A 21,614-nucleotide genomic window follows, 5' to 3' on the forward strand; every position below is an offset into this window, starting at 1 on the left:
CTGTCGAATTACTTCAGATCAAGCGGTCACCCCGGCATCCGCCCGCAAGCCCTGCGCCTCGATCGCGCTGATCGCACACTGCTCGTCCACATCCGACAGATCGCCGCTGATGCCTACCGCACCCAGCACGTTGCCGTCCTGATCCCGAATCAACACACCGCCCGGTGCCGGCACCACGCTGCCCTGCCCCATGCTATTGAGCGCGGCAATAAAAGCCGGGCGTTGTTGGGCGTCCAGCGCCAGCAGGCGTGAGCCCTTGCCCAGGGCTATCGCGCCCCAGGCTTTGCCGATGGCGATTTGCGGGCGGAGCAGGCTGGCGCCGTCTTCCCGTTGCAAGGAGATCAAATGGCCGCCGGCATCCAACACCGCGATGGTCAGTGGTGCTGCGGATACTGCACGCCCTGCGGCGATGGCCTGGTTAGTCAGGTTGACTGCGTCTTTCAAGGTTAAAGCGCTCATGGTGCCGTCCTCATTTTGTTATAGGGAAAGCTGTTGGGCTGCGGTTTTGTGCCGCAGTCCGATTCAACAAATAGAACACAATAGATTATTTATTTGTATACAATAATTCTCGAAAAGCGCCACATGCGACGAAAAGCCACAGCAGAACCGGCTTCCGACGAATGAAACAGACGCTTGAGAAAATGGATTGACCTGCGCCGTCCGCCGTGAATACACTCTGCGCAAAGCCACTTGTATACAATTACAAAACGTAAGAGGCACCAAAACCATGAGCAAAATGAGAGCAATCGAAGCCGCCGTTCTGGTGATGCGCCGCGAAGGGGTTGATACCGCTTTTGGCATCCCGGGCGCCGCGATCAACCCGCTGTACTCCGCCTTGCAGAAGGTCGGTGGCATCGATCACGTCCTCGCTCGCCACGTGGAAGGCGCTTCGCACATGGCCGAGGGTTACACCCGTACCAAGGCCGGCAACATCGGCGTGTGCATCGGCACTTCCGGCCCTGCCGGGACCGACATGGTCACCGGGCTCTACAGCGCCTCGGCCGACTCGATCCCGATCCTGTGCATCACCGGTCAGGCACCGCGGGCGCGCATGCATAAGGAAGACTTCCAGGCGGTCGACATCACCGCCATCGTCAAGCCAGTGACCAAGTGGGCCACCACCGTCATGGAGCCGGGCCAGGTGCCGTACGCCTTCCAGAAAGCCTTCTACGAAATGCGCTCCGGCCGTCCAGGTCCTGTGCTGATCGACCTGCCGTTCGACGTGCAGATGGCCGAAATCGAATTCGACATCGACGCCTACCAGCCACTGCCGCTGGCCAAGCCCACCGCTAACCGGGTGCAAATCGAGAAGGCCCTGGCCATGCTCGACCAGGCCGAGCGTCCATTGCTGGTGGCCGGTGGCGGCATCATCAACGCCGACGCCAGCGAGTTGCTGGTGGAATTCGCCGAACTGACCGGTATTCCGGTGATCCCGACCCTGATGGGCTGGGGCACGATCCCGGACGATCACCCGTTGATGGTCGGCATGGTCGGCCTGCAAACCTCGCACCGCTACGGCAACGCGACGCTGCTCAAATCTGACGTGGTGCTGGGCGTCGGTAACCGTTGGGCCAACCGTCACACCGGTTCGATCGATGTCTACACCGAAGGCCGCAAATTCATTCACGTCGACATCGAGCCGACCCAGATCGGTCGTGTGTTCAACCCGGACCTGGGCATCGTTTCCGACGCCGCGGCCGCGCTGACCGTGTTCATCGAAGTCGCTCGCGAATGGCAAGCCGCCGGCAAGCTGAAAAACCGTAGCGCCTGGTTGCAAGACTGCCAGCAGCGCAAAGCCAGCCTGCAACGCAAGACCCACTTCGACAACGTGCCGGTCAAGCCGCAGCGCGTATACGAAGAGATGAACCAAGTGTTCGGCAAAGACACTTGCTATGTAAGTACCATCGGTCTGTCGCAGATTGCCGGCGCGCAGTTCCTGCACGTCTACAAGCCGCGTCACTGGATCAACTGCGGTCAGGCTGGCCCGTTGGGCTGGACCATTCCGGCGGCGCTGGGCGTGGTCAAGGCAGATCCGACGCGCAAGGTCGTGGCACTGTCCGGCGACTATGACTTCCAGTTCATGATCGAAGAATTGGCGGTGGGCGCGCAGTTCAAACTGCCGTACATCCACGTCGTGGTAAACAACTCGTACCTGGGGCTGATCCGTCAGGCCCAGCGCGGTTTCGACATGGACTACTGCGTGCAGCTGTCCTTCGATAACCTCAACGCTCCGGAGCTCAATGGTTACGGTGTCGATCACGTGGCGGTTGCCGAAGGCCTCGGCTGCAAGGCGCTGCGCGTATTCGAACCGGGTCAGATCCAGCCTGCCCTGCGCAAGGCCCAGGAACTGATTGAAGAGTTCAAGGTGCCGGTGATCGTCGAGATTATCCTGGAGCGCGTGACTAACATTTCCATGGGCACCGAGATCAACGCCGTCAACGAATTCGAAGACCTGGCGCTGGTCGGCAACGATGCGCCAACCGCGATTTCGTTGCTCGATTGATTTGGCTTTGATCGTTCCCACGCTCTGCGTGGGAATGCAGCCCGGGACGCTCTGCGTCCCAAAGCGGACGCAGAGCGTCCATAAAGGCATTCCCACGCAGAGCGTGGGAACGATCGGCCCTCACACATTTACGGGAGACCACCATGCCGCGTTTCGCAGCCAACCTGTCCATGCTGTTCACCGAACAGGATTTTCTTGCCCGTTTTGAAGCGGCCGCCAAGGCCGGTTTCAGTGGTGTCGAATACCTGTTCCCTTACGACTTCAGCTCCGCCGAGATCAAGGCCAAGCTTGACGCCAACGGTCTGACCCAAGTGTTGTTCAACCTGCCGGCCGGTGACTGGGCCAAGGGTGAACGCGGTATCGCGTGCCTGCCGGATCGGGTCGAAGAATTCCGCGCCGGGGTCGATCTGGCCATTGCCTATGCGCAAGTACTGGGCAACACCCAGGTCAATTGCCTGGCCGGTATCCGTCCACAAAACGTCGATGACGCCACCGTGGAAAAGACCTTCGTCAGCAACCTCAAGTACGCCGCCGACAAGCTGCAAGCGGTGGGCATCAAACTGGTGATGGAAGCAATCAATACCCGCGACATCCCGGGTTTCTACCTGAACAACACGGCGCAAGCCCTGTCGATTCGCGAACAGGTCGGCAGCGCCAACCTGTTCCTGCAATACGACATCTACCACATGCAAATCATGGAAGGCGACTTGGCTCGCACCCTGCAATCGCACCTGGGCGAAATCAACCACGTGCAGTTGGCGGACAACCCTGGGCGCAACGAACCGGGCACCGGTGAAATCAACTACCGCTTCCTGTTCGAACACCTGGACCGCATCGGTTATCAGGGCTGGGTCGGTTGCGAGTACAAGCCGCTGACCACCACGGAAGCGGGTTTGGGCTGGTTGAAGACTCATAACGCGATCTGATCGAACACCGCGACATTGTTCTTCGCGGGCAAGCCTCGCTCCTACAGGGGGCCGGGCTGTCTGTAGGAGCGAGGCTTGCCCGCGAAGGCGTCCTCGCTGACACCCCACGAATTTTGCGAACAGAGCAATAAAAACAAGAGGATTTTCTCATGGCTAAAATCGGATTTATCGGCACCGGCATCATGGGCCACCCAATGGCGTTGAACCTGCAGAAAGCCGGTCACAGCCTGTTCCTGTCGGCGCACCACGACGCCGCCCCGGCTGATCTGATTGCCGGTGGCGCCATCGCCCTGGCCAACCCGAAAGAAGTCGCCCAGGAAGCCGAATTCATCATCATCATGGTGCCGGATACCCCGCAGGTCGATGACGTGCTGTTCCGCGCCGATGGCATCGCCGCCGGTGTTGGCAAAGGCAAAGTCGTGATAGACATGAGCTCGATCTCGCCGACCGCCACCAAAGCCTTCGCCGCCAAGATCAACGAAAAAGGCGCGCAGTACCTCGACGCGCCAGTGTCCGGCGGCGAAGTCGGTGCCAAGGCTGCGAGCCTGAGCATCATGATCGGCGGCGATGCCAACGCCTTCGAACGCGCTCTGCCGCTGTTCCAGGCCATGGGCAAGAACATCACTCTGGTCGGTGGCAATGGCGATGGTCAAACCGCGAAAGTGGCGAACCAGATCATCGTGGCGCTGAACATCCAGGCTGTTGCCGAAGCGCTGTTGTTCGCGTCGAAAAACGGTGCCGACCCGGCCAAGGTCCGTGAAGCGCTGATGGGCGGTTTCGCTTCGTCGAAGATCCTCGAAGTGCACGGCGAGCGCATGATCAAAGGCACCTTCGACCCAGGCTTCCGCATCAGCCTGCACCAGAAGGACCTGAACCTGGCCCTGCAAGGCGCCAAGGAACTGAACATCAACCTGCCGAACACCGCCAACGCCCAGCAAGTGTTCAGCACCTGCGCGGCCATCGGCGGCAGCAACTGGGACCACTCGGCGCTGATCAAGGGCCTGGAACACATGGCCAATTTCTCGATTCGCGATAAAAAATAAGCCCTTTGCGGCACTGATCGTTCCCACGCTCTGCGTGGGAATGCATCCCGGGACGCTCCGCGTCCCTGCCGAAGCGGACGCGGAGCGTCCATTGAGGCATTCCCACGCAGAGCGTGGGAACGATCATTAGCACCATACCAAGAACAATAAGATTGGGAGCCCGCCATGTCGGTCGATCCGCAACACCTGCTGCGCGAGCTGTTTGCCACAGCCATTGACGCGGCCCATCCGCAGCAAGTCCTCGAAGCCTATCTGCCCAAAGATCGCAGCGGTCGCGTGATCGTCATCGGTGCCGGTAAAGCCGCCGCGGCCATGGCCCAAGTGGTCGAGCGCTGCTGGCAGGGTGAAGTCTGCGGCCTGGTGGTGACCCGCTACGGCCACGGCGCCCCATGCGAAAAAATCGAAGTGGTCGAAGCCGCGCACCCGGTGCCGGATGCGGCCGGTCTGGCCGTGGCCAAACGCGTGTTGGACCTGGTCAGCAACCTGAGCGAAGACGACCGCGTGATCTTCCTGCTCTCCGGCGGCGGCTCGGCGCTGCTCGCGTTGCCGGCGGCGGGCATCACCCTTGCCGACAAGCAATCGATCAACAAAGCCCTGCTCAAATCCGGCGCGACCATTGGCGAGATGAACTGCGTGCGCAAGCACCTCTCAGCAATCAAGGGCGGCCGTCTCGGCAAGGCCTGCTGGCCGGCGACTGTTTATACCTACGCGATTTCCGATGTACCGGGCGACCTCGCCACGGTCATCGCCTCCGGCCCGACCGTAGCCGACCCGAGCACCTCGGCCGAAGCCCTGGCGATCCTCAAGCGCTACAACATCGACGTCCCGGTGTCCGTGCGCAACTGGCTGCAAAACCCTGAGTCGGAAACCGTCAAACCCGGCGACCCGAGCCTGGCCCGCAGCCATTTCCAGTTGATCGCCCGACCACAGCAATCCCTGGAAGCGGCGGCGGTGAAGTGCCGTCAGGCCGGTTTCAGTCCGCTGATCCTCGGTGATCTGGAAGGCGAATCCCGAGAGGTGGCGAAGGTCCACGCCGGCATCGCCCGGCAAATCGTTTTGCATGGCCAGCCATTGGCCGCGCCGTGCGTGATTCTGTCCGGCGGCGAAACCACGGTCACCGTGCGCGGCAATGGTCGCGGCGGGCGCAACGCCGAATTCCTGCTGAGCCTGACCGACAGCCTCAAAGGCCTGCCCGGCGTGTACGCCCTGGCTGGCGACACCGATGGCATCGACGGCTCCGAAGACAACGCCGGCGCGATCATGACCCCGGACAGCTACGCCCGCGCCGTTGCCCTCGGCTTGAGCGCCAGCGACGAGCTGGACAACAACAATGGCTACGGCTATTTCGAGGCGCTGGACGCCCTGATTGTCACCGAGCCGACCCGCACCAACGTCAACGACTTCCGCGCGATCCTGATTCTCGAGAGCACAAAAAATGACGCCTGATAAAAAGGTCAAAATCCTCGCCACCCTCGGCCCGGCCACCGATGGCATCGATGACATTCGTGAACTAGTGCAGGCCGGGGTGAATATCTTCCGGCTGAATTTCAGCCACGGCGATCACGCCGACCATGCCCAGCGCTATCAGTGGATTCGTGAAGTCGAGCGCCAGCTGAATTACCCGTTGGGGATTCTGATGGACCTGCAAGGCCCGAAACTGCGGGTCGGCAAGTTCGCCGAGGGCAAGGTGCAACTGCATCGCGGCCAGGCCCTGCGCCTGGACCTGGATCCGACGCCGGGCGATCAACGCCGGGTCAACCTGCCGCACCCGGAAATCATCGCGGCGCTGGAACCGGGCATGGACCTGCTGCTGGACGACGGCAAGTTGCGTCTGCGGGTGGTGACCAAGTACGCCGACGCAATTGATACCACGGTGCTGAATGGCGGTGAATTGTCCGATCGCAAAGGCGTGAATGTGCCGCAAGCGGTGCTCGACCTGAGCCCGCTGACGGCCAAGGATCGTCGCGATTTGAGCTTCGGCCTGGAGCTGGGTGTGGACTGGGTCGCGCTGTCGTTTGTGCAGCGCCCGGAAGACATCCGCGAAGCCCGCGCGCTGATCGGCGACAAGGCGTTTTTGATGGCCAAGATCGAGAAGCCATCAGCGGTGACGCAACTACGGGAAATCGCTGAGTTGAGCGACGCGATCATGGTTGCTCGCGGTGATCTGGGCGTGGAAGTACCGGCTGAAAGCGTGCCGCAGATTCAGAAGAACATCATCAGCATCTGCCGTCAGCTTGGTAAACCGGTGGTGGTGGCGACGCAGATGCTGGAGTCGATGCGCTTCTCCCCTGCTCCGACTCGCGCCGAAGTCACTGACGTGGCCAACGCTGTGGCTGAAGGCGCGGATGCGGTGATGCTGTCGGCGGAAACCGCGTCCGGCGAATACCCGCTGGAAGCCGTGCAGATGATGAGCAAGATCATCCGCCAGGTGGAAAACGGCCCGGACTATCAGACGCAACTGGACGTGAGCCGGCCGAAGGCTGAAGCCACGGTTTCCGATGCGATCAGCTGCGCGATTCGCCGTATCAGTAACGTGCTGCCAGTGGCGGTGCTGGTGAATTACAGCGAGTCCGGCACTTCCAGTCTGCGTGCGGCGCGGGAACGGCCGACGGTGCCAATCCTCAACCTGACGCCGAACCTGCAAACTGCCCGCCGCTTGACCGTGGCGTGGGGCGTGCACTCGGTGGTGAATGATCGGCTGCGCCAGGTGGATGAGGTGTGTTCGACGGCGCTGGAGATTGCCCAGGCCCAAGGCATGGCGCAGCGCGGGGATACGTTGTTGATCACCGCGGGTGTGCCGTTTGGGCAGCCGGGGTCGACTAACTCGTTGCGTATCGAGACGTTGATTTAACCCACACGATGATCGTTCCCATGCTCTGCGTGGGAGTGCAGCCCGGGACGCTCTGCGTCCCAAGAGCAGACGCAGAGCGTCCATTGAGGCATTCCTTTGCTGCGCGTGGGAACGATCTGTACTAAGACCCTTATCATGCCTGCCAACCACTTCAACACCCACTGCCCCGACTGGGCCACTGCCCTGCTCAACGGTTTCAGTCAGATCTTCCTCCAGCGCCATCCGCTGTGCGGTCTGTTGTGCCTGTTAGCGATTCTTTTTACCGCACCGACCCTGCTCGGCGGTGCACTGTTGGGCGGGGTCGCCGGGTTGCTCACCGCGCAGCGTCGCGGCTACGCCAAGGCTGATCGTCAGGCCGGGCTCTTCAGCTATAACGGCGTTCTGCTTGGCTTGCTGCTGAGCCTGTATTTCCCCTGGTCCGCGATGTTGCCCCTGCTAATCATTGCCTGCGGCGGTCTGAGCGCGATGATTACGCAACAGTGGCTCAAACGCGCGCGGGTCAGCCAATATCTGCCGGCCTACACCACCCCCTTTGTGGGGATGAGCTGGTTGCTGCTGTGCTTCGCCACACCGTCGACCACGGCGCATTTGATCGAAATCAACACGCTGAACCTACTCGCGGCCCCGCTCAAAGGCCTCGGCCAAGTGATGTTCCTTGGCCATCCACTGGCCGGTTCGCTGATTGCCGCCGGTTTGCTGATCGCTGATCGCCGCGCCTTCTGTTGGGCGTTGCTGGCATCCGTCGCGGGCATGGGCTGGAGTCTGCTGCACCACGACTTCTACAGCGCCTTGCTGGGACTGGGGAGCTATAACGCCGTACTCGCCGCCCTTGCCTTCAGCTCGCAGCGCCAGCAATCGTGGCTGCCTTTGCTCGGTATTGTGTCAGCGCTGTTGCTGACGCCGTTGTTTGCCGCCATCGGTCTGCCCACGCTGACCGCGCCGTTCATCCTCGCCTGCTGGCTGGTCCGTGCCGCCACGCAAAAGCTCGGCAAAGCCACAGTCGTCCATGAGCCTTGCGCTACCGGGGAGAATCAACCTAGGCTTCGCTGATTCTCGGTTCAGGCGGTATCCATGGACAGCAGCAAAAACTGGCGTGAAGAACTTTACGTCATGGTATTTCAGAGTGACACCAAGGCCGGGCGGCGCTTCGACGGCATCCTGCTGTTGATCATTCTCGCCAGCATCGTGATCGTGATGCTCGACAGCATCGACGCGATCCACCAGAACTACGCCGACGTGCTGGCGTACATCGAGTGGGGCTTCACCGTTATTTTCGCCATCGAATACGGCCTGCGCCTGTACTGCTCGCCCAAGCCGTTGCGCTATGCGTTCAGCTTTTATGGCTTGGTGGATTTGCTGGCGATCGTGCCCGGCATCCTCGCGCTGTATTACGCCGATGCACAGTACCTGCTGATTATTCGAATCATTCGGATGCTGCGGATTTTCCGCGTGCTCAAGCTCAGTCCGTACCTCAAGCAAGCCAACTATCTGATGTCGGCGCTGCGCGGCAGCAAGCAGAAGATCGTGGTATTCCTTGTCAGCGTGTGCACGCTGGTGACGGTGTTCGGCACGTTGATGTACGTGATCGAAGGCCCGGAACACGGCTTCACCAGCATTCCCAAGGGCATCTATTGGGCGATCGTGACGCTGACCACCGTCGGCTTCGGCGACATCGTGCCGAAAACGCCGCTGGGCCAGGTGATTTCGTCGCTGGTGATGATCACCGGTTACTCGATCATCGCCGTGCCGACCGGGATTTTCACCGCCGAACTGGCCAACGCCATGCGCGGCGAACAACTGCAACACGACTGCCCGGTGTGCAAGAAAAACAGCCACGAACATGGCGCGGCATTTTGCTCGCGGTGTGGCAATCAGCTGTTTAAGAAAATGGAATAAGCAAAGTGCTTTTTAATCTTTAAAGGCCTATGCAAGCCCGGCTATAGTCGCTGGCAAATTGCCTCACTTTTAATAAAAACACTTATTCAGAACAAGGAATGCGCAGTGAAAAAACTCTTTGGCGCCTCACTTCTGGCCGCTGGCCTGGCACTGACCAGCGTGGCTCAGGCCGCACCGACCCTGCTCAACGTTTCCTACGACGTGATGCGCGATTTCTACAAGGACTACAACACTGCGTTCCAGAAACACTGGCAAGCCGAGCACAACGAAAACATCACCCTGCAGATGTCCTTCGGCGGCTCCAGCAAACAAGCGCGCTCGGTGATCGACGGCCTGCCGGCTGACGTCATCACCATGAACATGGCCACCGACATCAACGCCCTGGCGGACAACGGCAAACTGATCCCGGACAACTGGGTCACGCGCCTGCCGAACAACAGTGCGCCGTTTACCTCGGCCACGGTGTTCATCGTTCGCAAAGGCAACCCGAAAGCCCTGAAAGACTGGCCGGATCTACTCAAGGACGGCGTACAAGTGATCGTGCCGAACCCGAAAACCTCGGGCAACGGCCGCTACACCTACCTCTCGGCCTGGGGTTATGTGCTGAAGAACGGCGGCGACGAAAACAAGGCCAAAGCCTTCGTCGGCAAACTGTTCAAGCAAGCACCGGTGCTCGATACCGGTGGCCGCGCCGCCACCACAACCTTCATGACCAACCAGATCGGCGACGTGCTGGTGACCTTCGAAAACGAAGCGGAAATGATTGCCCGCGAGTTTGGTCGTGATCAGTTTGAAGTGATTTACCCGAGTGTTTCGGCCGAGGCTGAGCCGCCGGTTTCTGTCGTCGATAAAGTCGTCGACAAGAAAGGCTCCCGCGCCGCGGCCGAGGAATACCTGAAATACCTGTGGTCGCCGGAAGGTCAGGAGATTGCGGCGGCGAACTACCTGCGTCCGCGAGACCCAGCGGTATTGGCCAAGTACACCGATCGCTTCCCGAAAGTTGATTTCCTCTCGGTAGAGAAGACCTTTGGCGACTGGCGCACCGTGCAAAAGACCCACTTCAATGATGGCGGGATCTTTGATCAGATTTATGCGCAATAACAGCTAAAGCTTAATGAAAAAGGCGACCTGCAGAGGTCGCCTTTTTTATGGCCGCTGTGTCACCCAAATCCACTGCAGGACGGCGATCCCCCGTTGATCGTTCCCACGCTCTGCGTGGGAATGCAGCCCGGGACGCTCCGCGTCCCAAGCGGACGCGGAGCGTCCATTGAGGCGTTCCCACGCGGAACGTGGGAACGATCGGTTGGGGTCATTACATCGGCGGTGTCACGCCATCCTTGCCGGCCGAAATCGACTGAGCCGTCAGCGTCCCGTCCGCACTTTGCGTCACGAACGTCACGATCTTCACACCCACCTTCAGCAAGCTGCGATCACCCGGCACCAGATTCACAATCGGCACATCCTCCGGCACCAGAATCTTCTGCTGGCCGCCCTTGTAGTTGACGGTCAGGGTGCGGCCATTGCTGACGACCAGATCACCAACACTGCCATTGGTCATGCTGCTGCCTTTGGCCAAATCGAAAGGCCGATGGCCGTCGCCGCTGCCGGCCAGCTCCGGCGGGAAGACGTGGACTTCCAGGGCCTTGAGCGTGCCGTCATCCTGGGGAATGGCCGCCGAGCCGATGTAGCTGCCGGGTTTGATGTCTTCGATATTGGCCAGGGTGACGGCGCGGACTTTGGTGTCCTGGGTCAGGTTGATCACCACGTTTTCGCCGCTGTTGACGTGGACTTTCAAGCTGTCGGCGCTGACACCGGTGATCTCGCCGCGTACGCCAATGCGCATGCCCGGCGCTTCGGCTGCCAGGGCGACACCTGCCGTGAATAGACTGATCAAGGTAACCACTGACGCACTGCGAATCAGGTGACGAAACATCGCATTCATGGAAGGGCCTTCCTGTTATGAACCGTGAAGAGAGAACATAAGCACGCTATCGAACAAGATGTAAGTGAATGTATCATCGGGCCTCAATGTTTTGCCGCAAGGTTCATCGATGGACAGCACACGCGTCCGTCATTCATTCCGCAAAGGAATGATTACTATCACCCCAACCTCTCTTCCGCCGTACTGGTCAGCCCTTTAGCCTTCGCGCATTCCTCCTGTTTAGCGAGACACGTTATGAACCCAGCGACTCAGGCGCCCCACAGCGCCGTGACAATGACCAAAGGCATGGTGATGTTGTTCGCCTTCTGCTGCGGCGCCATTGTCGCCAACATTTACTACGCCCAGCCGATCATCGGCCTGATCGCGCCGGACATCGGCCTGACCAGCACCATGGCCAGCTTCATCGTCTCGCTGACCCAGATCGGCTATGCGCTGGGCCTGTTTTTCCTGGTGCCGCTGGGTGATCTGCTGGAAAACCGCAAGCTGATGATCATCACCACCCTGGTGGCGATTGCCAGCCTGCTGGGCGCGGCGTTTACCGATCAGCCGAATGTGTTCCTGCTGATTTCGTTGCTGGTGGGTTTCAGTTCGGTGTCGGTGCAGATCCTCATTCCACTGGCCGCCCATCTGGCGCCGGAAGAATCCCGCGGCCGGGTGGTCGGCGGGATCATGGGCGGTTTGCTGCTGGGTATTCTGCTGGCGCGGCCAGTGTCCAGCGTGGTGGCGGACCACTTCGGCTGGCGGGCGATGTTCATCATTGCCGCGGCGTTGATGGCGGCGATCAGCATCGTGCTGGCGATGACGATTCCCAAGCGCCAGCCTGATCACAGTGCCTCTTACGGCCAGTTGCTCGGTTCGCTGTGGACGTTGCTGCGTCAACAACCGGTCCTGCGCCAACGGGCGTTTTACCAGGGTTGCATGTTCGCCACCTTCAGCCTGTTCTGGACCGCCGTGCCGCTGGAACTGGCGCGCAATCATGGCCTGAGCCAAACCCAGATCGCGCTCTTCGCCCTGGTCGGCGCCATCGGTGCCATCGCCGCGCCGATTGCCGGTCGCCTGGCCGATGCCGGCCACACCCGCATCGCCTCACTGCTGGCCCTGGTGTTCGCCAGCCTGAGCTTCCTGCCAGCGTTCATCCACCCGATCTACAGCGTCATCGGCCTGGCCGTCACTGGCGTGGTGCTCGACTTCTGCGTGCAGATGAACATGGTCCTCGGCCAACGCGCGGTCTACGCCCTCGACGCCAAGAGCCGCAGCCGTTTGAACGCGCTGTACATGACCAGCATCTTCATCGGCGGCGCGTTTGGCTCGTCGGTAGCCAGTGCGGTGTATGAGCATGGCGGCTGGTTGTGGATCGTGATTGTGGGGAGTGCGTTTCCGTTGGTGGCGTTGTTGCGGTTCTTGAGTGTTTCGCGCGTCGCAGAGCCCGTGACGGCCTGATCGAGACCGCTATCGACGCAGCGGGCGTGGATGTTTATCCTCACGCCCACTCAGGTGCTTGCAATCATCGAGGCACACATGGAGCTGCCGCCGAACAGCGCAATCAAGGAAGATTTCCCCCTCATGTCTTCAAAAAACCCTGAGCGTCTGCGACGCCAGCGCAAGGCGTTGCGCGATAAAGAACGCAAAGCCAACCCTCCTCCCGTGGCTGAAACTGACTTCACGCACGTTATCGCCGAACTGAAGGAAGAACAGCGAACCCGGCACGAGAGTCGTTTTGCCACCAACTTTGTGGTGTGGACGTTGGCAGTGGTGTTCTACGCCATCGTCATGCTGGTGATGATCTACAACCCGGGAATCTGGCTTGGTAACCAGAGCTGGGCCTGGAAGATTGGCAAATACTTTCTGCCGATGATGACCTGGCCTTATCTGCTGAACTTGTTGTTTTCCAGAGTTGGGGTGGTGCGCGCCTGGGGCCTGTCCGTTCTCGCCAGTTGCATATGGTGGTTCGGCTGCCTGTTTCTGCAGTTCGGCGAGAAGGCGGTGGTGATGTACAACGAAGCGTCGCCACCGCAGACCGTCACAGCGTGCATAGACTCCATCAGGAGAACCTATTCCTTCGACTTTATGAGCACCCGGCAAAGGAACAAGCCAACCCCGGGCATCCCCTACACAACCTTTCGCCTCAGCCCTCAGAACAGCAGCATCAGCCCGCTCACCAGTGCAGACACACGGGGACATGTTGACGAGTCCTACACCGGCGAAGTTGAAATAGCCCTGAGTCAAAGTGCACTGGGAACGTCAATCAGGGAGCTCATCAGCCACCATGGCATGACTGACCTTTGCAGACCTCCCGATCAAGCGCGATGACACGTTGATCGCTTACGGGCATGCCCTCCGCCGGCTTGCCCGTGAACATGTTGTTTCATTCAATGCCGAACCAATTTTTCCATCGCCGCATCCGCCAAAAAGGAGGAGCGGCTTTTGACGTTATGTTCCCGCACATAGCGGTCGATACGCTGGATGACATAGCCGGGCAATGTCACATTGACCTTCTCGGTTTTGCCCATGTAAGGCGCAATGTCCAGTTCCAGCATTCCCCAGCCCATATCAACAAACTCGGGATTGCCACGGTGTGCGGCCGCTGAAGTCGGCATAGGAATCGGCTCTCCGTCAGCCGCAATTTCCTGCAGCATTACGTGAGCAACCTCGATTGCAGCGTTATAGGCGTCTTCAAACGTATCCCCGGCAGTGACAGCGCCCGGAATATCGGGGATCTGAATACCGATGGCGGTGTTCTCGTCGCCCCACTCGATACAGATGGGATATTGCATTATGGATCTCCTGTGTAACTGGCAGGCGGGCAATACAGCCCGGCTCGCCTCCTGATGCTTTTAACCGTCCCGATCGGTAAATCCTTTTTCGGGTGCGGGACGGGGATCGTGTATGGGTTGTAACGGTGAGTGAAGATGTGATGACTGCCGGTGACCCGGTCCAGTGTCCAGCCCGCCTCCTCCAGCTCCTTGATCAATAGCCTGCTTTGCACCACCGGCCTCCTTGCTCCGGCCAAACAAAAGCAACTCTAGAGTTATCTTTATTCAAGCATGAAAACTGGAAGCACGACGTTCGGTTGTTTTACAGAGTGTGATTCGAGACACGACATTCCCCCCAAGAATGAATCCTATGCCCCCCACCCACGTTCCCCGCTGCCCCGTCCAAGGTCACCATTGATCCCAGCCAACCGGCTTCCTCTTCAAGGATTACGATCATGACCCTGCAAGCAAAACTCGATGCGTTCAAAGCTGACTTCAAGGCCGGTAAACCGCCTTACAACGCCCCGGCTGAAATCCACCCGATCATGGAGCGCGCCACTGCGGAATTGATTGCGTCCGGCGCGGCCGGCAAAGCCCTGAAGGTCGGGGATAAGGCGCCGTTGTTTACGCTCAAGGACCCCGACGGCAACCCTGTGTCCTCCGCCGATCTGCTGGCCAAGGGTCTGTTGGTGCTGACGTTCTATCGCGGTGTCTGGTGCCCGTACTGCAACATGGAGCTGCAAGCCGTGCAGGCGTTCCTGCCGACGTTGCAGGAATTCGGGGCGAACCTGGTGGCGATCTCGCCGCAGATCGCCGCCAACAGCCGCAAATCGGTGCGCACCAACGGGTTGGAGTTCCCGATCCTGAGCGACACTCACAACGATGTAGCGCAGGCTTTCGGTCTGCGTTTCGCGTTGCCGGATTACCTGGTCGAGTTGTACAAAAACCTGCGCAACGACCTGCCCACCTTCAACGATGACCCGTCCTGGACCCTGCCGATGCCGGCGCGTTATGTGATCGGTCAGGATGGCGTGATCCGTTACGCCGAGGTCAACCCGGATTACACTCAGCGGCCAGAGCCTGAAGCGATGCTGGATGCGCTTCGCGGCTGAACCGATCAAGTGCCGCGTTACCCGCGGCACATCCTGATAGGAGTTGTCATGACCCGACGTACATTTCTCATCACCGGCGCCAGCAAAGGCATTGGTCGTGCCGTGGCCGAGCACTTGGACCGTGCTGGTCATCGCGTGGTCGGGATTGCCCGGACACCCGACCTGTCGTTTCCCGGCACGCTGTTTCCACTCGACCTGGGCGACAGGACGCTGACCCGGGAAGTATTGGCTGATCTGGCCAGCCAGTACGAGTTCGATGGGCTGGTGAACAACGTCGGCCTGGTCCGACCGCAGGTGTTGGGCGAAATCGACCTCGACACCTTTGACGACGTGATGCGGGTCAATCTGCACTCAGCCCTGCAAACAACCCAGACGTTGCTGCCGAACATGCGCGCCAAAGGCTGGGGCCGAGTGGTGAATATTTCCAGCCTGACGGTGCTCGGGATCACCCAGCGCACGGCGTATGCGGCGGCGAAAGCGGCGCTGGTCAGCTTCACCCGATCCTGGGCGCTGGAACTGGCGCAAACCGGGATCACGGTCAACGCCGTGGCCCCCGGCCCGACGGAAACGGAACTGTTCCGAGAGAACAATCCGATTGGCAGCGAAGGTGAAGCGCGTTATCTGGCTAGCGTACCGATGGGCCGGTTGGGGCAACCGGAAGAAATCGCTTCGGCGATTGCCTTTCTGTTGTCCGAGCAGAGCGGGTTCATTACCGGGCAGACACTGTTTGTCGATGGTGGTGCTTCGGTGGGTAAAGCGGCGTTTTGATGGGTTTTTTCAGACCACATAAACCCCCTATGGGAGCGGGCTTGCTCGCGAAGGCGGCGTGTCAGTCGATATCAATGTTGCTGATACATCGCTTTCGCGAGCAAGCCCGCTCCCACAGGGGGATCTCGGCAAGTCACCACATTTGCACAAGGACTCAAGATGGATCGCCTCGGCGCAATGGAAACCTTCGTCTATGTGGTGGAAACCGGTTCGTTTTCCGCAGCGGCCCGGCGTCTGAATATCGGCCAGCCCGCCGTGTCGAAAACCATCGCGCAACTGGAAACACGACTGTCGGTGCGCCTATTGTTGCGCTCGACCCGTGGCCTGACCCCCACCGAAGCCGGGCGGGCCTTCTTCGACCGGGCCAAACGCGCCATCGAAGAAGCCGACGAGGCCGACAACGCTGCTCGCGGTGACGCCAGCGGGCTGACCGGCAACTTGCGGATCTGCGCCGCCGTGACCTTCGGCCGGTTGCACATCGTCCCGCATCTGGGGCCGTTTCTCGAACAGAACCCTGAATTGAACATCGACCTGATGCTCGATGACCGCAATATCAATCTGGTGGAAGAAGGCGTCGATGTCGCCCTGCGCATGGGCGCTCAGAGCGACTCCGGCCTCACCGCCCGCAAGATCGCCGAGTGCCGGCGCGTGGTGCTAGGCACGCCGCAGTATTTCGAAAAACACGGCAAACCGGCCTGCCCTGCCGATCTGACTAAACATCAAGCCGTTGTTTACAGTTTGGGCGGCGGCGCGAATTGGCCGTTCAAGCAAGGCGACGAAGAACACCCGGTGATCATCAGCGGCCGCATCCGCGTCAACGCCGCCGAAGGCCTGCGTGAATCAGTGCTGGCTCATCTGGGGCTGACCATGGCGTCCGAGTGGATGTTTGCGCCGGAACTCGCCAGTGGTGCAGTCGTGGAAGTGATGAGCGATTGGACCTTGCCGAATCAGGACCTGTGGGCGGTGTTTCCGACGGGAAGGATGGCCAGCGTGAAGGCTCGGGCGTTTGTGGATTACGTTCAGGCGTTACTGGCTAAGGGGTCGTAAAAAATAGCTCAATCGAAAATCAAAAGATCGCAGCCTTCGCCAGCTCCTGCAAAAGCCGAGTACGCCGGCAGATCATCGTCGTGCGCGGTCCCGTAGGAGCTGGCGAAGCCTGCGATCTTTTCAAACGCCAGACAGCAAAACGGCGATCCGAAGATCGCCGTTTTCATTCATTCCCCAAACTGTCTTCCCAACCCACCCGGCACGCCATGGATGTCGGTGTCTTCCCATGGCCCGTTCGGGCTGATCGAGCGGCTCCAGCCGTTGTTCCAGCGGTAGTAGGTGCGCTGGCGGTAGAAGGTGTTGGGTTGGTCGTCGAGGACGTAGACGCCCATCTTCGCATCCCAATGGCTGTTGCCCCCCGGTGGCGGGGCGAAGCTGGCGGAGGTGCGCGGCAGCGGCTTGGCGGGTTTGGCTGGGATGCTCGGTTTGCTCGGCGTGGGTGTCGGTGACGGCGTCGGGCGCGGTTGCGACGGAGGAATCGGTGGCAGCCGGTCAGGCTGCTGTGGTTGGACCACACAAGCGCTTAACCCCAAAACCATACTGAGCAGGGTGATACGAGCGATGGCGGTCATGTGGGCGCTTCCTGTTATTTGTCCGGGCTGTCGATAGTCAGTTTTTGTGGCGCGGTGGTGCTGCTGGCCAGGGGCAGGCTGCGACCGATCCATTCGCCGGCAGTCGGTTGGCCGGCGCGGGAGATGCGCGCAACCAGTTGGACTTCAGGGAAGTTCGACAGTTTCAACTGCGGCATCATCGCGTCGGCATCACCCAGTTCGACAGTCGCCGGCAGGTCAGCCACGGTCAAGCGCTTGGCCGCCAATGGCGCCGGAGGACCGGAGGTGGCGCGGGCGAAGATGAACACGCTGTCGCCCGGCTGGACCTTGGCTTTCAGGTCGGCCGCGAGATCAACGCGCACCTTGAGCAACGCGCCTTTGGTGGCCGGCGCTTGGGCCACTTTGCCGCCACTGGCTTCGAGTTTCTCGGTCGCCCGGGCGATCCCGCCTTGCAGGGCGCCACGGGAGTTGTCGTCCGGCGGCAGTTGCGCCAGCAGGCGATTCCAGTAGTCGATGGCGTCCTGAAAACGCTCCGCTTCAAATGCGGCGATACCGAGCAGGCCGAGGCTGGTGACTTCTTTCGGATCGGCCTTCAGCGCTTCGTCGGTCAGGGCCTGGATCTTGTCCGACCACTTCTTGCCGTCGGCGAAGTACTGGGCCTGAGCCCATTGGCCAAGCAGCTCCGGCTGGCGACCGGCAAGGTTCACCGTGCGCTCGAAAATCTTCGCCGCATCGGCCGGACGATCCTGGGCCATGTAGGTGCGACCGAGGAAATACAAGCCTTCCGCCGAATCCGGCTGAGCGGCCACTGCGCGCTCCAGACGACGGGTCATTTCTTCCATCGACTGCGGCGCCTGGGCGAATTCCCGGGTCAGTTCGACCTTGTCGCTGGCCCCAAAATGCAAATAAAGACCCAAGCCCAATACCGGCACCAGAATCGCCGCCAGCAACGGCAACGGTTTGCCCAGTCGCGATACCCGAGGCGCGGCAACACCTTCAGTGTCCGCCAGCAACTCACGGGCCGCTTCGGCGCGACCGGTGTCCATTTGCGCAGCGTTGAGCACGCCCTCTTCCTGCTGAGTCTGCAACTCAGCCACGCGCTCTTGGTACAGCGCGACGTTCAGGGCCGTACGATCCTCTTCGAGCTGGGCACGACGGCCGCGCAGAACGGGGATCAACAGAAAACTCAGGGCAACCAGAAGTAGCAGACCTGCAGCGAGCCAGAAATCAATCATTCTTGGTTTTATCCAACAGGTGGTCGAGGCGCTCACGCTCATCAGAGGAAAGCGTGTCCGGGGTGTCAGCGCGTTGCACGCGACGACGGCGGACGATCACGGCGATCACCACGAAGCCGCCCAGCAACAGGCCGGCAGGGCCGAACCAGAGCACGGCGGTCTTGGCGTTCAGAGCGGGTTTGTAGCGGACGAAATCACCGTAGCGATCGACCATGAAGTCGATGATCTGCTGGTTGTCCTTGCCCTCGCCGAGCATGCGGAAAATCTCTTTGCGCAGGTCGGCGGCAATCGGTGCGTTGGAATCGGCAATGTCCTGATTCTGGCACTTGGGGCAACGCAGTTCCTTGGTCAGCTCGCGAAAACGCTCACGGTCGCCTTCTTTGGCGAACTCGTAGGTGTCGATGGCCGCATGCGCCACGCCGGCCATGCTCAAACCCAATACAGCGGCGGCAATCCAGCGCTTCATGGCTTGGCCTCGTCGACCAGCGCCTGATACTTGGCCGCCAGTTTTTCACGCCAGACTTGTTCATCGATCACGCCGACGTACTTGTCACGGATGATGCCCTTGGCGTCGATGAAGAAAGTCTCCGGAGCGCCGTACACGCCAAGATTCAAACCCAGTGTGCCTTCGTCGTCACGGATGTCCAGTTGATACGGGTTGTGGAATTCCGCCAGCCACTTCAAGGCGTCGGCGTTGACGTCCTTGTAGTTGATGCCGTAGATCACCACGCCCTTCTCCGCCAGTTTGTTCAACACCGGGTGCTCGACCCGGCAGGAAATGCACCAGGTGCCCCAGACGTTGACCAGCGCCGGTTTGCCGAGGATGTCAGCCTTGGTCAAAGTCTTGTCGCCCTGCACCGCGGGCAGGGAAAACTCCGGGAACGGCTTGTCGATCATCGCCGAAGGCAACTCGGCCGGGTCCAGGTACAGCCCGCGATAAAGGAAAACAGCCACCACCAGGAAAATCGCCAGCGGCAACAGCATCAACCAACGTCTCATGCAGTGGCTCCTGTCATGCCGAGTGCTTCACGCACGCGGCTTTTCACCTTGACCCGATAACGGCGATCCAGCGCCGCCAGCAACCCGCCTGCACCTGTGAGCAGGCCGCCGAACCAGATCCAGCGCACGAACGGTTTGACGTGCACACGCACAGCCCAGGCGCCATCGCCCAGCGGTTCGCCGAGGGCGACATAAATGTCGCGGGTGAAACCGGCGTCGATCCCGGCTTCAGTCATCACCGAGTTCTGCACGGTGTAGAGGCGTTTTTCCGGGTGCAGCACGCTGACTTCCTTGCCGTCGCGGATCACGCGGACGGTGCCCTTGTCGGAGGTGAAGTTCGGCCCTTCGAAGTGCTTGGCGCCTTCGAAGATGAAGTGGTAACCGGCCAGGTCCATGGACTCGCCCGGCGCCAGGCGCAAGTCGCGCTCGGCACTGTTCTGGCTCGACAACACGACGCCGAGCGCACACACGGCGATGCCCAGATGCGCGACCTGCATGCCCCAGTAGCTGCGAGTCAGGGTCGGCAGGCCTTTGATCAAACCTTTGTGACGAGTCTTGTCGAGAATGTCGCGCACGCCAGCCAACAACACCCACGCGGCAAGCATGAACGTGGCGATGACGGCCCAGTTGAAATCACCGTAAGCGACGCCGGCCACCACGGCCAACGCAGCGCTGCCGAGGAGTACCGGAGTCAACATGCCCACCAGCCATTTGACCGGGGTATCTTTCCAGCGCACCAGCATGCCGACCGCCATTACCACCATCAGCAACGCCATCAATGGAATGAACAGCGCGTTGAAGTACGGCGGGCCGACCGACAGCTTGGCGCCGGTCATCGCATCGAGGATCAGCGGATACAACGTGCCGAGCAGGATCATCGACGCCGCCACCACCAGCACCAGGTTGTTGCCCAGCAGCAGGGTTTCCCGGGACCAGAGGTTGAAGCCGACATGGCTCTTGACCACCGGCGCACGCAGGGCGAACAGCGTCAGCGAACCACCGACCACAAACAGCAGGAAGATCAGGATGAACACACCGCGCTCAGGATCGGAGGCAAAGGCATGCACCGAAGTCAGCACGCCGGAACGCACCAGGAAGGTCCCGAGCAAGCTCAGCGAGAACGCGGCAATGGCCAGCAACACGGTCCAGCTCTTGAACACGCCACGTTTTTCCGTGACCGCCAACGAGTGAATCAGCGCCGTCCCCACCAGCCAAGGCATGAACGAGGCGTTTTCCACCGGATCCCAGAACCACCAGCCGCCCCAGCCGAGTTCGTAGTAGGCCCACCACGAACCGAGCGTGATGCCGATACCGAGGAACGCCCAGGCGACGATGGTCCACGGACGGGACCAACGCGCCCACGCGGCATCCAGACGACCGCCCAGCAAAGCGGCGATAGCAAACGCAAAGGCCACGGAGAAACCGACGTAACCCATGTACAGCATCGGCGGGTGAACGATCAGGCCGATGTCTTGCAGCAATGGATTGAGGTCGCGACCGTCCGCCGGAATCTGCGGCAGGATCCGCGCGAACGGGTTGGAAGTAAGAATCAGGAACAACAGGAAACCGGTGCTGATCATGCCCATCACCGCCAGTACGCGGGCGAGCATGACTTGCGGCAACTGCCGGGAGAACACCGATACGGCGAAGGTCCAGCCGCCGAGGATCAACGCCCACAGCAGCAACGACCCTTCGTGGGCACCCCACACCGCGCTGAATTTGTAGTACCACGGCAACGCGCTGTTGGAGTTGCTGGCCACATAGGCGACGGAGAAATCGTCGGTCATGAAGGCGTAAGTCAGGCATCCGAAGGCGAACACCAGAAACGCGAACTGCCCCCAGGCCGCGGGTTGAGCCAGGCTCATCCACAAGCGGTCACCGCGCCAGGCCCCCATCAACGGCACGATGGCCTGAACCAGCGCGAAACACAGCGCCAGGATCATCGCCAGTTGGCCCAATTCGGGGATAAACAGTGCAGAGGTCATCGA

Annotated in this window: 23 protein-coding genes; 13 read left to right on the top strand and 10 right to left on the bottom strand. The window is 60.5% G+C overall.

The window, feature by feature from the left end; translation table 11 throughout:
* Window positions 1-18 precede the first annotated feature (18 nt).
* A complete protein-coding gene (locus tag HKK52_RS11940; RefSeq protein WP_149656983.1) occupies window positions 19-459 on the bottom strand; it encodes a GlcG/HbpS family heme-binding protein in 441 nt (146 codons plus the stop codon).
* Between the two features lie 268 nt (window positions 460-727).
* Between HKK52_RS11940 and gcl the strand changes: the two genes are divergently transcribed.
* The 8 genes from gcl to HKK52_RS11980 all read left to right on the top strand — a co-directional run bounded on the left by gcl (window position 728) and on the right by HKK52_RS11980 (window position 10,320).
* A complete protein-coding gene (gene gcl, locus HKK52_RS11945; protein ID WP_010456878.1) occupies window positions 728-2,503 on the top strand; it encodes a glyoxylate carboligase in 1,776 nt (591 codons plus the stop codon).
* Window positions 2,504-2,646: 143 nt separating this feature from the next.
* On the top strand, window positions 2,647-3,429 hold the full coding sequence (gene hyi, locus HKK52_RS11950; RefSeq protein WP_149656984.1) for a hydroxypyruvate isomerase: 783 nt from the start codon (window positions 2,647-2,649) through the stop codon (window positions 3,427-3,429).
* 149 nt (window positions 3,430-3,578) lie between these two features.
* Window positions 3,579-4,472, top strand: a complete 894-nt coding sequence (locus HKK52_RS11955) for a 2-hydroxy-3-oxopropionate reductase (protein ID WP_169370984.1) — start codon at window positions 3,579-3,581, stop codon at window positions 4,470-4,472.
* A 165-nt stretch (window positions 4,473-4,637) separates the two neighbouring features.
* The gene (locus HKK52_RS11960; protein ID WP_169370985.1) at window positions 4,638-5,918 is read left to right on the top strand and encodes a glycerate kinase type-2 family protein; all 1,281 of its coding nucleotides are present in this window, start codon (window positions 4,638-4,640) and stop codon (window positions 5,916-5,918) included.
* Window positions 5,908-7,323, top strand: coding sequence for a pyruvate kinase (gene pyk, locus HKK52_RS11965; protein ID WP_169370986.1), 1,416 nt, complete (start codon window positions 5,908-5,910; stop codon window positions 7,321-7,323). The genes HKK52_RS11960 and pyk overlap by 11 nt, the downstream gene beginning before the upstream one ends.
* A 135-nt stretch (window positions 7,324-7,458) precedes the next feature.
* A complete protein-coding gene (locus HKK52_RS11970) occupies window positions 7,459-8,373 on the top strand; it encodes an urea transporter (RefSeq protein WP_169370987.1) in 915 nt (304 codons plus the stop codon).
* A 21-nt stretch (window positions 8,374-8,394) separates the two neighbouring features.
* On the top strand, window positions 8,395-9,219 hold the full coding sequence (locus HKK52_RS11975) for an ion transporter (protein WP_169370988.1): 825 nt from the start codon (window positions 8,395-8,397) through the stop codon (window positions 9,217-9,219).
* A gap of 105 nt (window positions 9,220-9,324) precedes the next feature.
* Window positions 9,325-10,320: a sulfate ABC transporter substrate-binding protein gene (locus tag HKK52_RS11980; RefSeq protein WP_149656989.1), complete on the top strand. Its 996-nt coding sequence runs from the start codon at window positions 9,325-9,327 to the stop codon at window positions 10,318-10,320.
* A 211-nt stretch (window positions 10,321-10,531) separates the two neighbouring features.
* Here the strand turns inward: HKK52_RS11980 and HKK52_RS11985 are convergent, their stop codons facing one another.
* The gene (locus HKK52_RS11985; protein ID WP_178117451.1) at window positions 10,532-11,161 is read right to left on the bottom strand and encodes a hypothetical protein; all 630 of its coding nucleotides are present in this window, start codon (window positions 11,159-11,161) and stop codon (window positions 10,532-10,534) included.
* A 234-nt stretch (window positions 11,162-11,395) separates the two neighbouring features.
* On the opposite strand from HKK52_RS11985, the gene HKK52_RS11990 reads away from it, so the two are divergent.
* Together HKK52_RS11990 and HKK52_RS11995 are read left to right on the top strand one after the other, a co-directional pair.
* Complete coding sequence (locus HKK52_RS11990; protein ID WP_169370989.1) at window positions 11,396-12,601, top strand: MFS transporter; 1,206 nt, start codon at window positions 11,396-11,398, stop codon at window positions 12,599-12,601.
* Window positions 12,602-12,631: 30 nt separating this feature from the next.
* Window positions 12,632-13,471 carry a hypothetical protein gene (locus HKK52_RS11995; protein ID WP_169370990.1) on the top strand — a complete coding sequence of 280 codons (840 nt, stop codon included), beginning with the start codon at window positions 12,632-12,634 and terminating at the stop codon, window positions 13,469-13,471.
* Between the two features lie 59 nt (window positions 13,472-13,530).
* On the opposite strand, the gene HKK52_RS12000 is transcribed toward HKK52_RS11995, so the two are convergent.
* A complete protein-coding gene (locus HKK52_RS12000; RefSeq protein ID WP_169370991.1) occupies window positions 13,531-13,935 on the bottom strand; it encodes a type II toxin-antitoxin system HicB family antitoxin in 405 nt (134 codons plus the stop codon).
* Window positions 13,935-14,147 carry a type II toxin-antitoxin system HicA family toxin gene (locus HKK52_RS12005; protein ID WP_163909086.1) on the bottom strand — a complete coding sequence of 71 codons (213 nt, stop codon included), beginning with the start codon at window positions 14,145-14,147 and terminating at the stop codon, window positions 13,935-13,937. The genes HKK52_RS12000 and HKK52_RS12005 overlap by 1 nt, the downstream gene beginning before the upstream one ends.
* A gap of 222 nt (window positions 14,148-14,369) precedes the next feature.
* On the opposite strand from HKK52_RS12005, the gene HKK52_RS12010 reads away from it, so the two are divergent.
* The 3 genes from HKK52_RS12010 (at window position 14,370) to HKK52_RS12020 (ending at window position 16,841) form a co-directional block, all read left to right on the top strand.
* Window positions 14,370-15,026 (top strand): peroxiredoxin-like family protein, encoded by a 657-nt coding sequence (locus HKK52_RS12010; protein WP_169370992.1) that lies wholly within the window; start codon window positions 14,370-14,372, stop codon window positions 15,024-15,026.
* A gap of 48 nt (window positions 15,027-15,074) precedes the next feature.
* Window positions 15,075-15,794, top strand: a complete 720-nt coding sequence (locus tag HKK52_RS12015; RefSeq protein WP_169370993.1) for an SDR family oxidoreductase — start codon at window positions 15,075-15,077, stop codon at window positions 15,792-15,794.
* 159 nt (window positions 15,795-15,953) lie between these two features.
* The gene (locus HKK52_RS12020) at window positions 15,954-16,841 is read left to right on the top strand and encodes a LysR family transcriptional regulator (RefSeq protein WP_169370994.1); all 888 of its coding nucleotides are present in this window, start codon (window positions 15,954-15,956) and stop codon (window positions 16,839-16,841) included.
* Window positions 16,842-16,849: 8 nt separating this feature from the next.
* On the opposite strand, the gene HKK52_RS12025 is transcribed toward HKK52_RS12020, so the two are convergent.
* Genes HKK52_RS12025 through HKK52_RS12050 form a run of 6 tightly spaced genes read right to left on the bottom strand, consistent with a single transcriptional unit; the run spans window position 16,850 to window position 21,611 of the window.
* Window positions 16,850-17,008, bottom strand: a complete 159-nt coding sequence (locus HKK52_RS12025; RefSeq protein ID WP_169370995.1) for a hypothetical protein — start codon at window positions 17,006-17,008, stop codon at window positions 16,850-16,852.
* Complete coding sequence (locus HKK52_RS12030; RefSeq protein WP_169370996.1) at window positions 17,009-17,413, bottom strand: hypothetical protein; 405 nt, start codon at window positions 17,411-17,413, stop codon at window positions 17,009-17,011. It lies immediately after the preceding gene.
* Between the two features lie 14 nt (window positions 17,414-17,427).
* Window positions 17,428-18,627: a c-type cytochrome biogenesis protein CcmI gene (gene ccmI, locus HKK52_RS12035; protein ID WP_169370997.1), complete on the bottom strand. Its 1,200-nt coding sequence runs from the start codon at window positions 18,625-18,627 to the stop codon at window positions 17,428-17,430.
* A complete protein-coding gene (locus HKK52_RS12040; protein WP_169370998.1) occupies window positions 18,620-19,093 on the bottom strand; it encodes a cytochrome c-type biogenesis protein in 474 nt (157 codons plus the stop codon). Before HKK52_RS12040 ends, ccmI begins: the two co-directional genes overlap by 8 nt.
* A complete protein-coding gene (locus tag HKK52_RS12045) occupies window positions 19,090-19,626 on the bottom strand; it encodes a DsbE family thiol:disulfide interchange protein (protein WP_169370999.1) in 537 nt (178 codons plus the stop codon). Before HKK52_RS12045 ends, HKK52_RS12040 begins: the two co-directional genes overlap by 4 nt.
* On the bottom strand, window positions 19,623-21,611 hold the full coding sequence (locus tag HKK52_RS12050; protein WP_169371000.1) for a heme lyase CcmF/NrfE family subunit: 1,989 nt from the start codon (window positions 21,609-21,611) through the stop codon (window positions 19,623-19,625). Before HKK52_RS12050 ends, HKK52_RS12045 begins: the two co-directional genes overlap by 4 nt.
* Window positions 21,612-21,614 lie beyond the last annotated feature (3 nt).

This window comes from Pseudomonas sp. ADAK2, from assembly GCF_012935755.1.
Taxonomy (GTDB): Bacteria; Pseudomonadota; Gammaproteobacteria; order Pseudomonadales; family Pseudomonadaceae; genus Aquipseudomonas.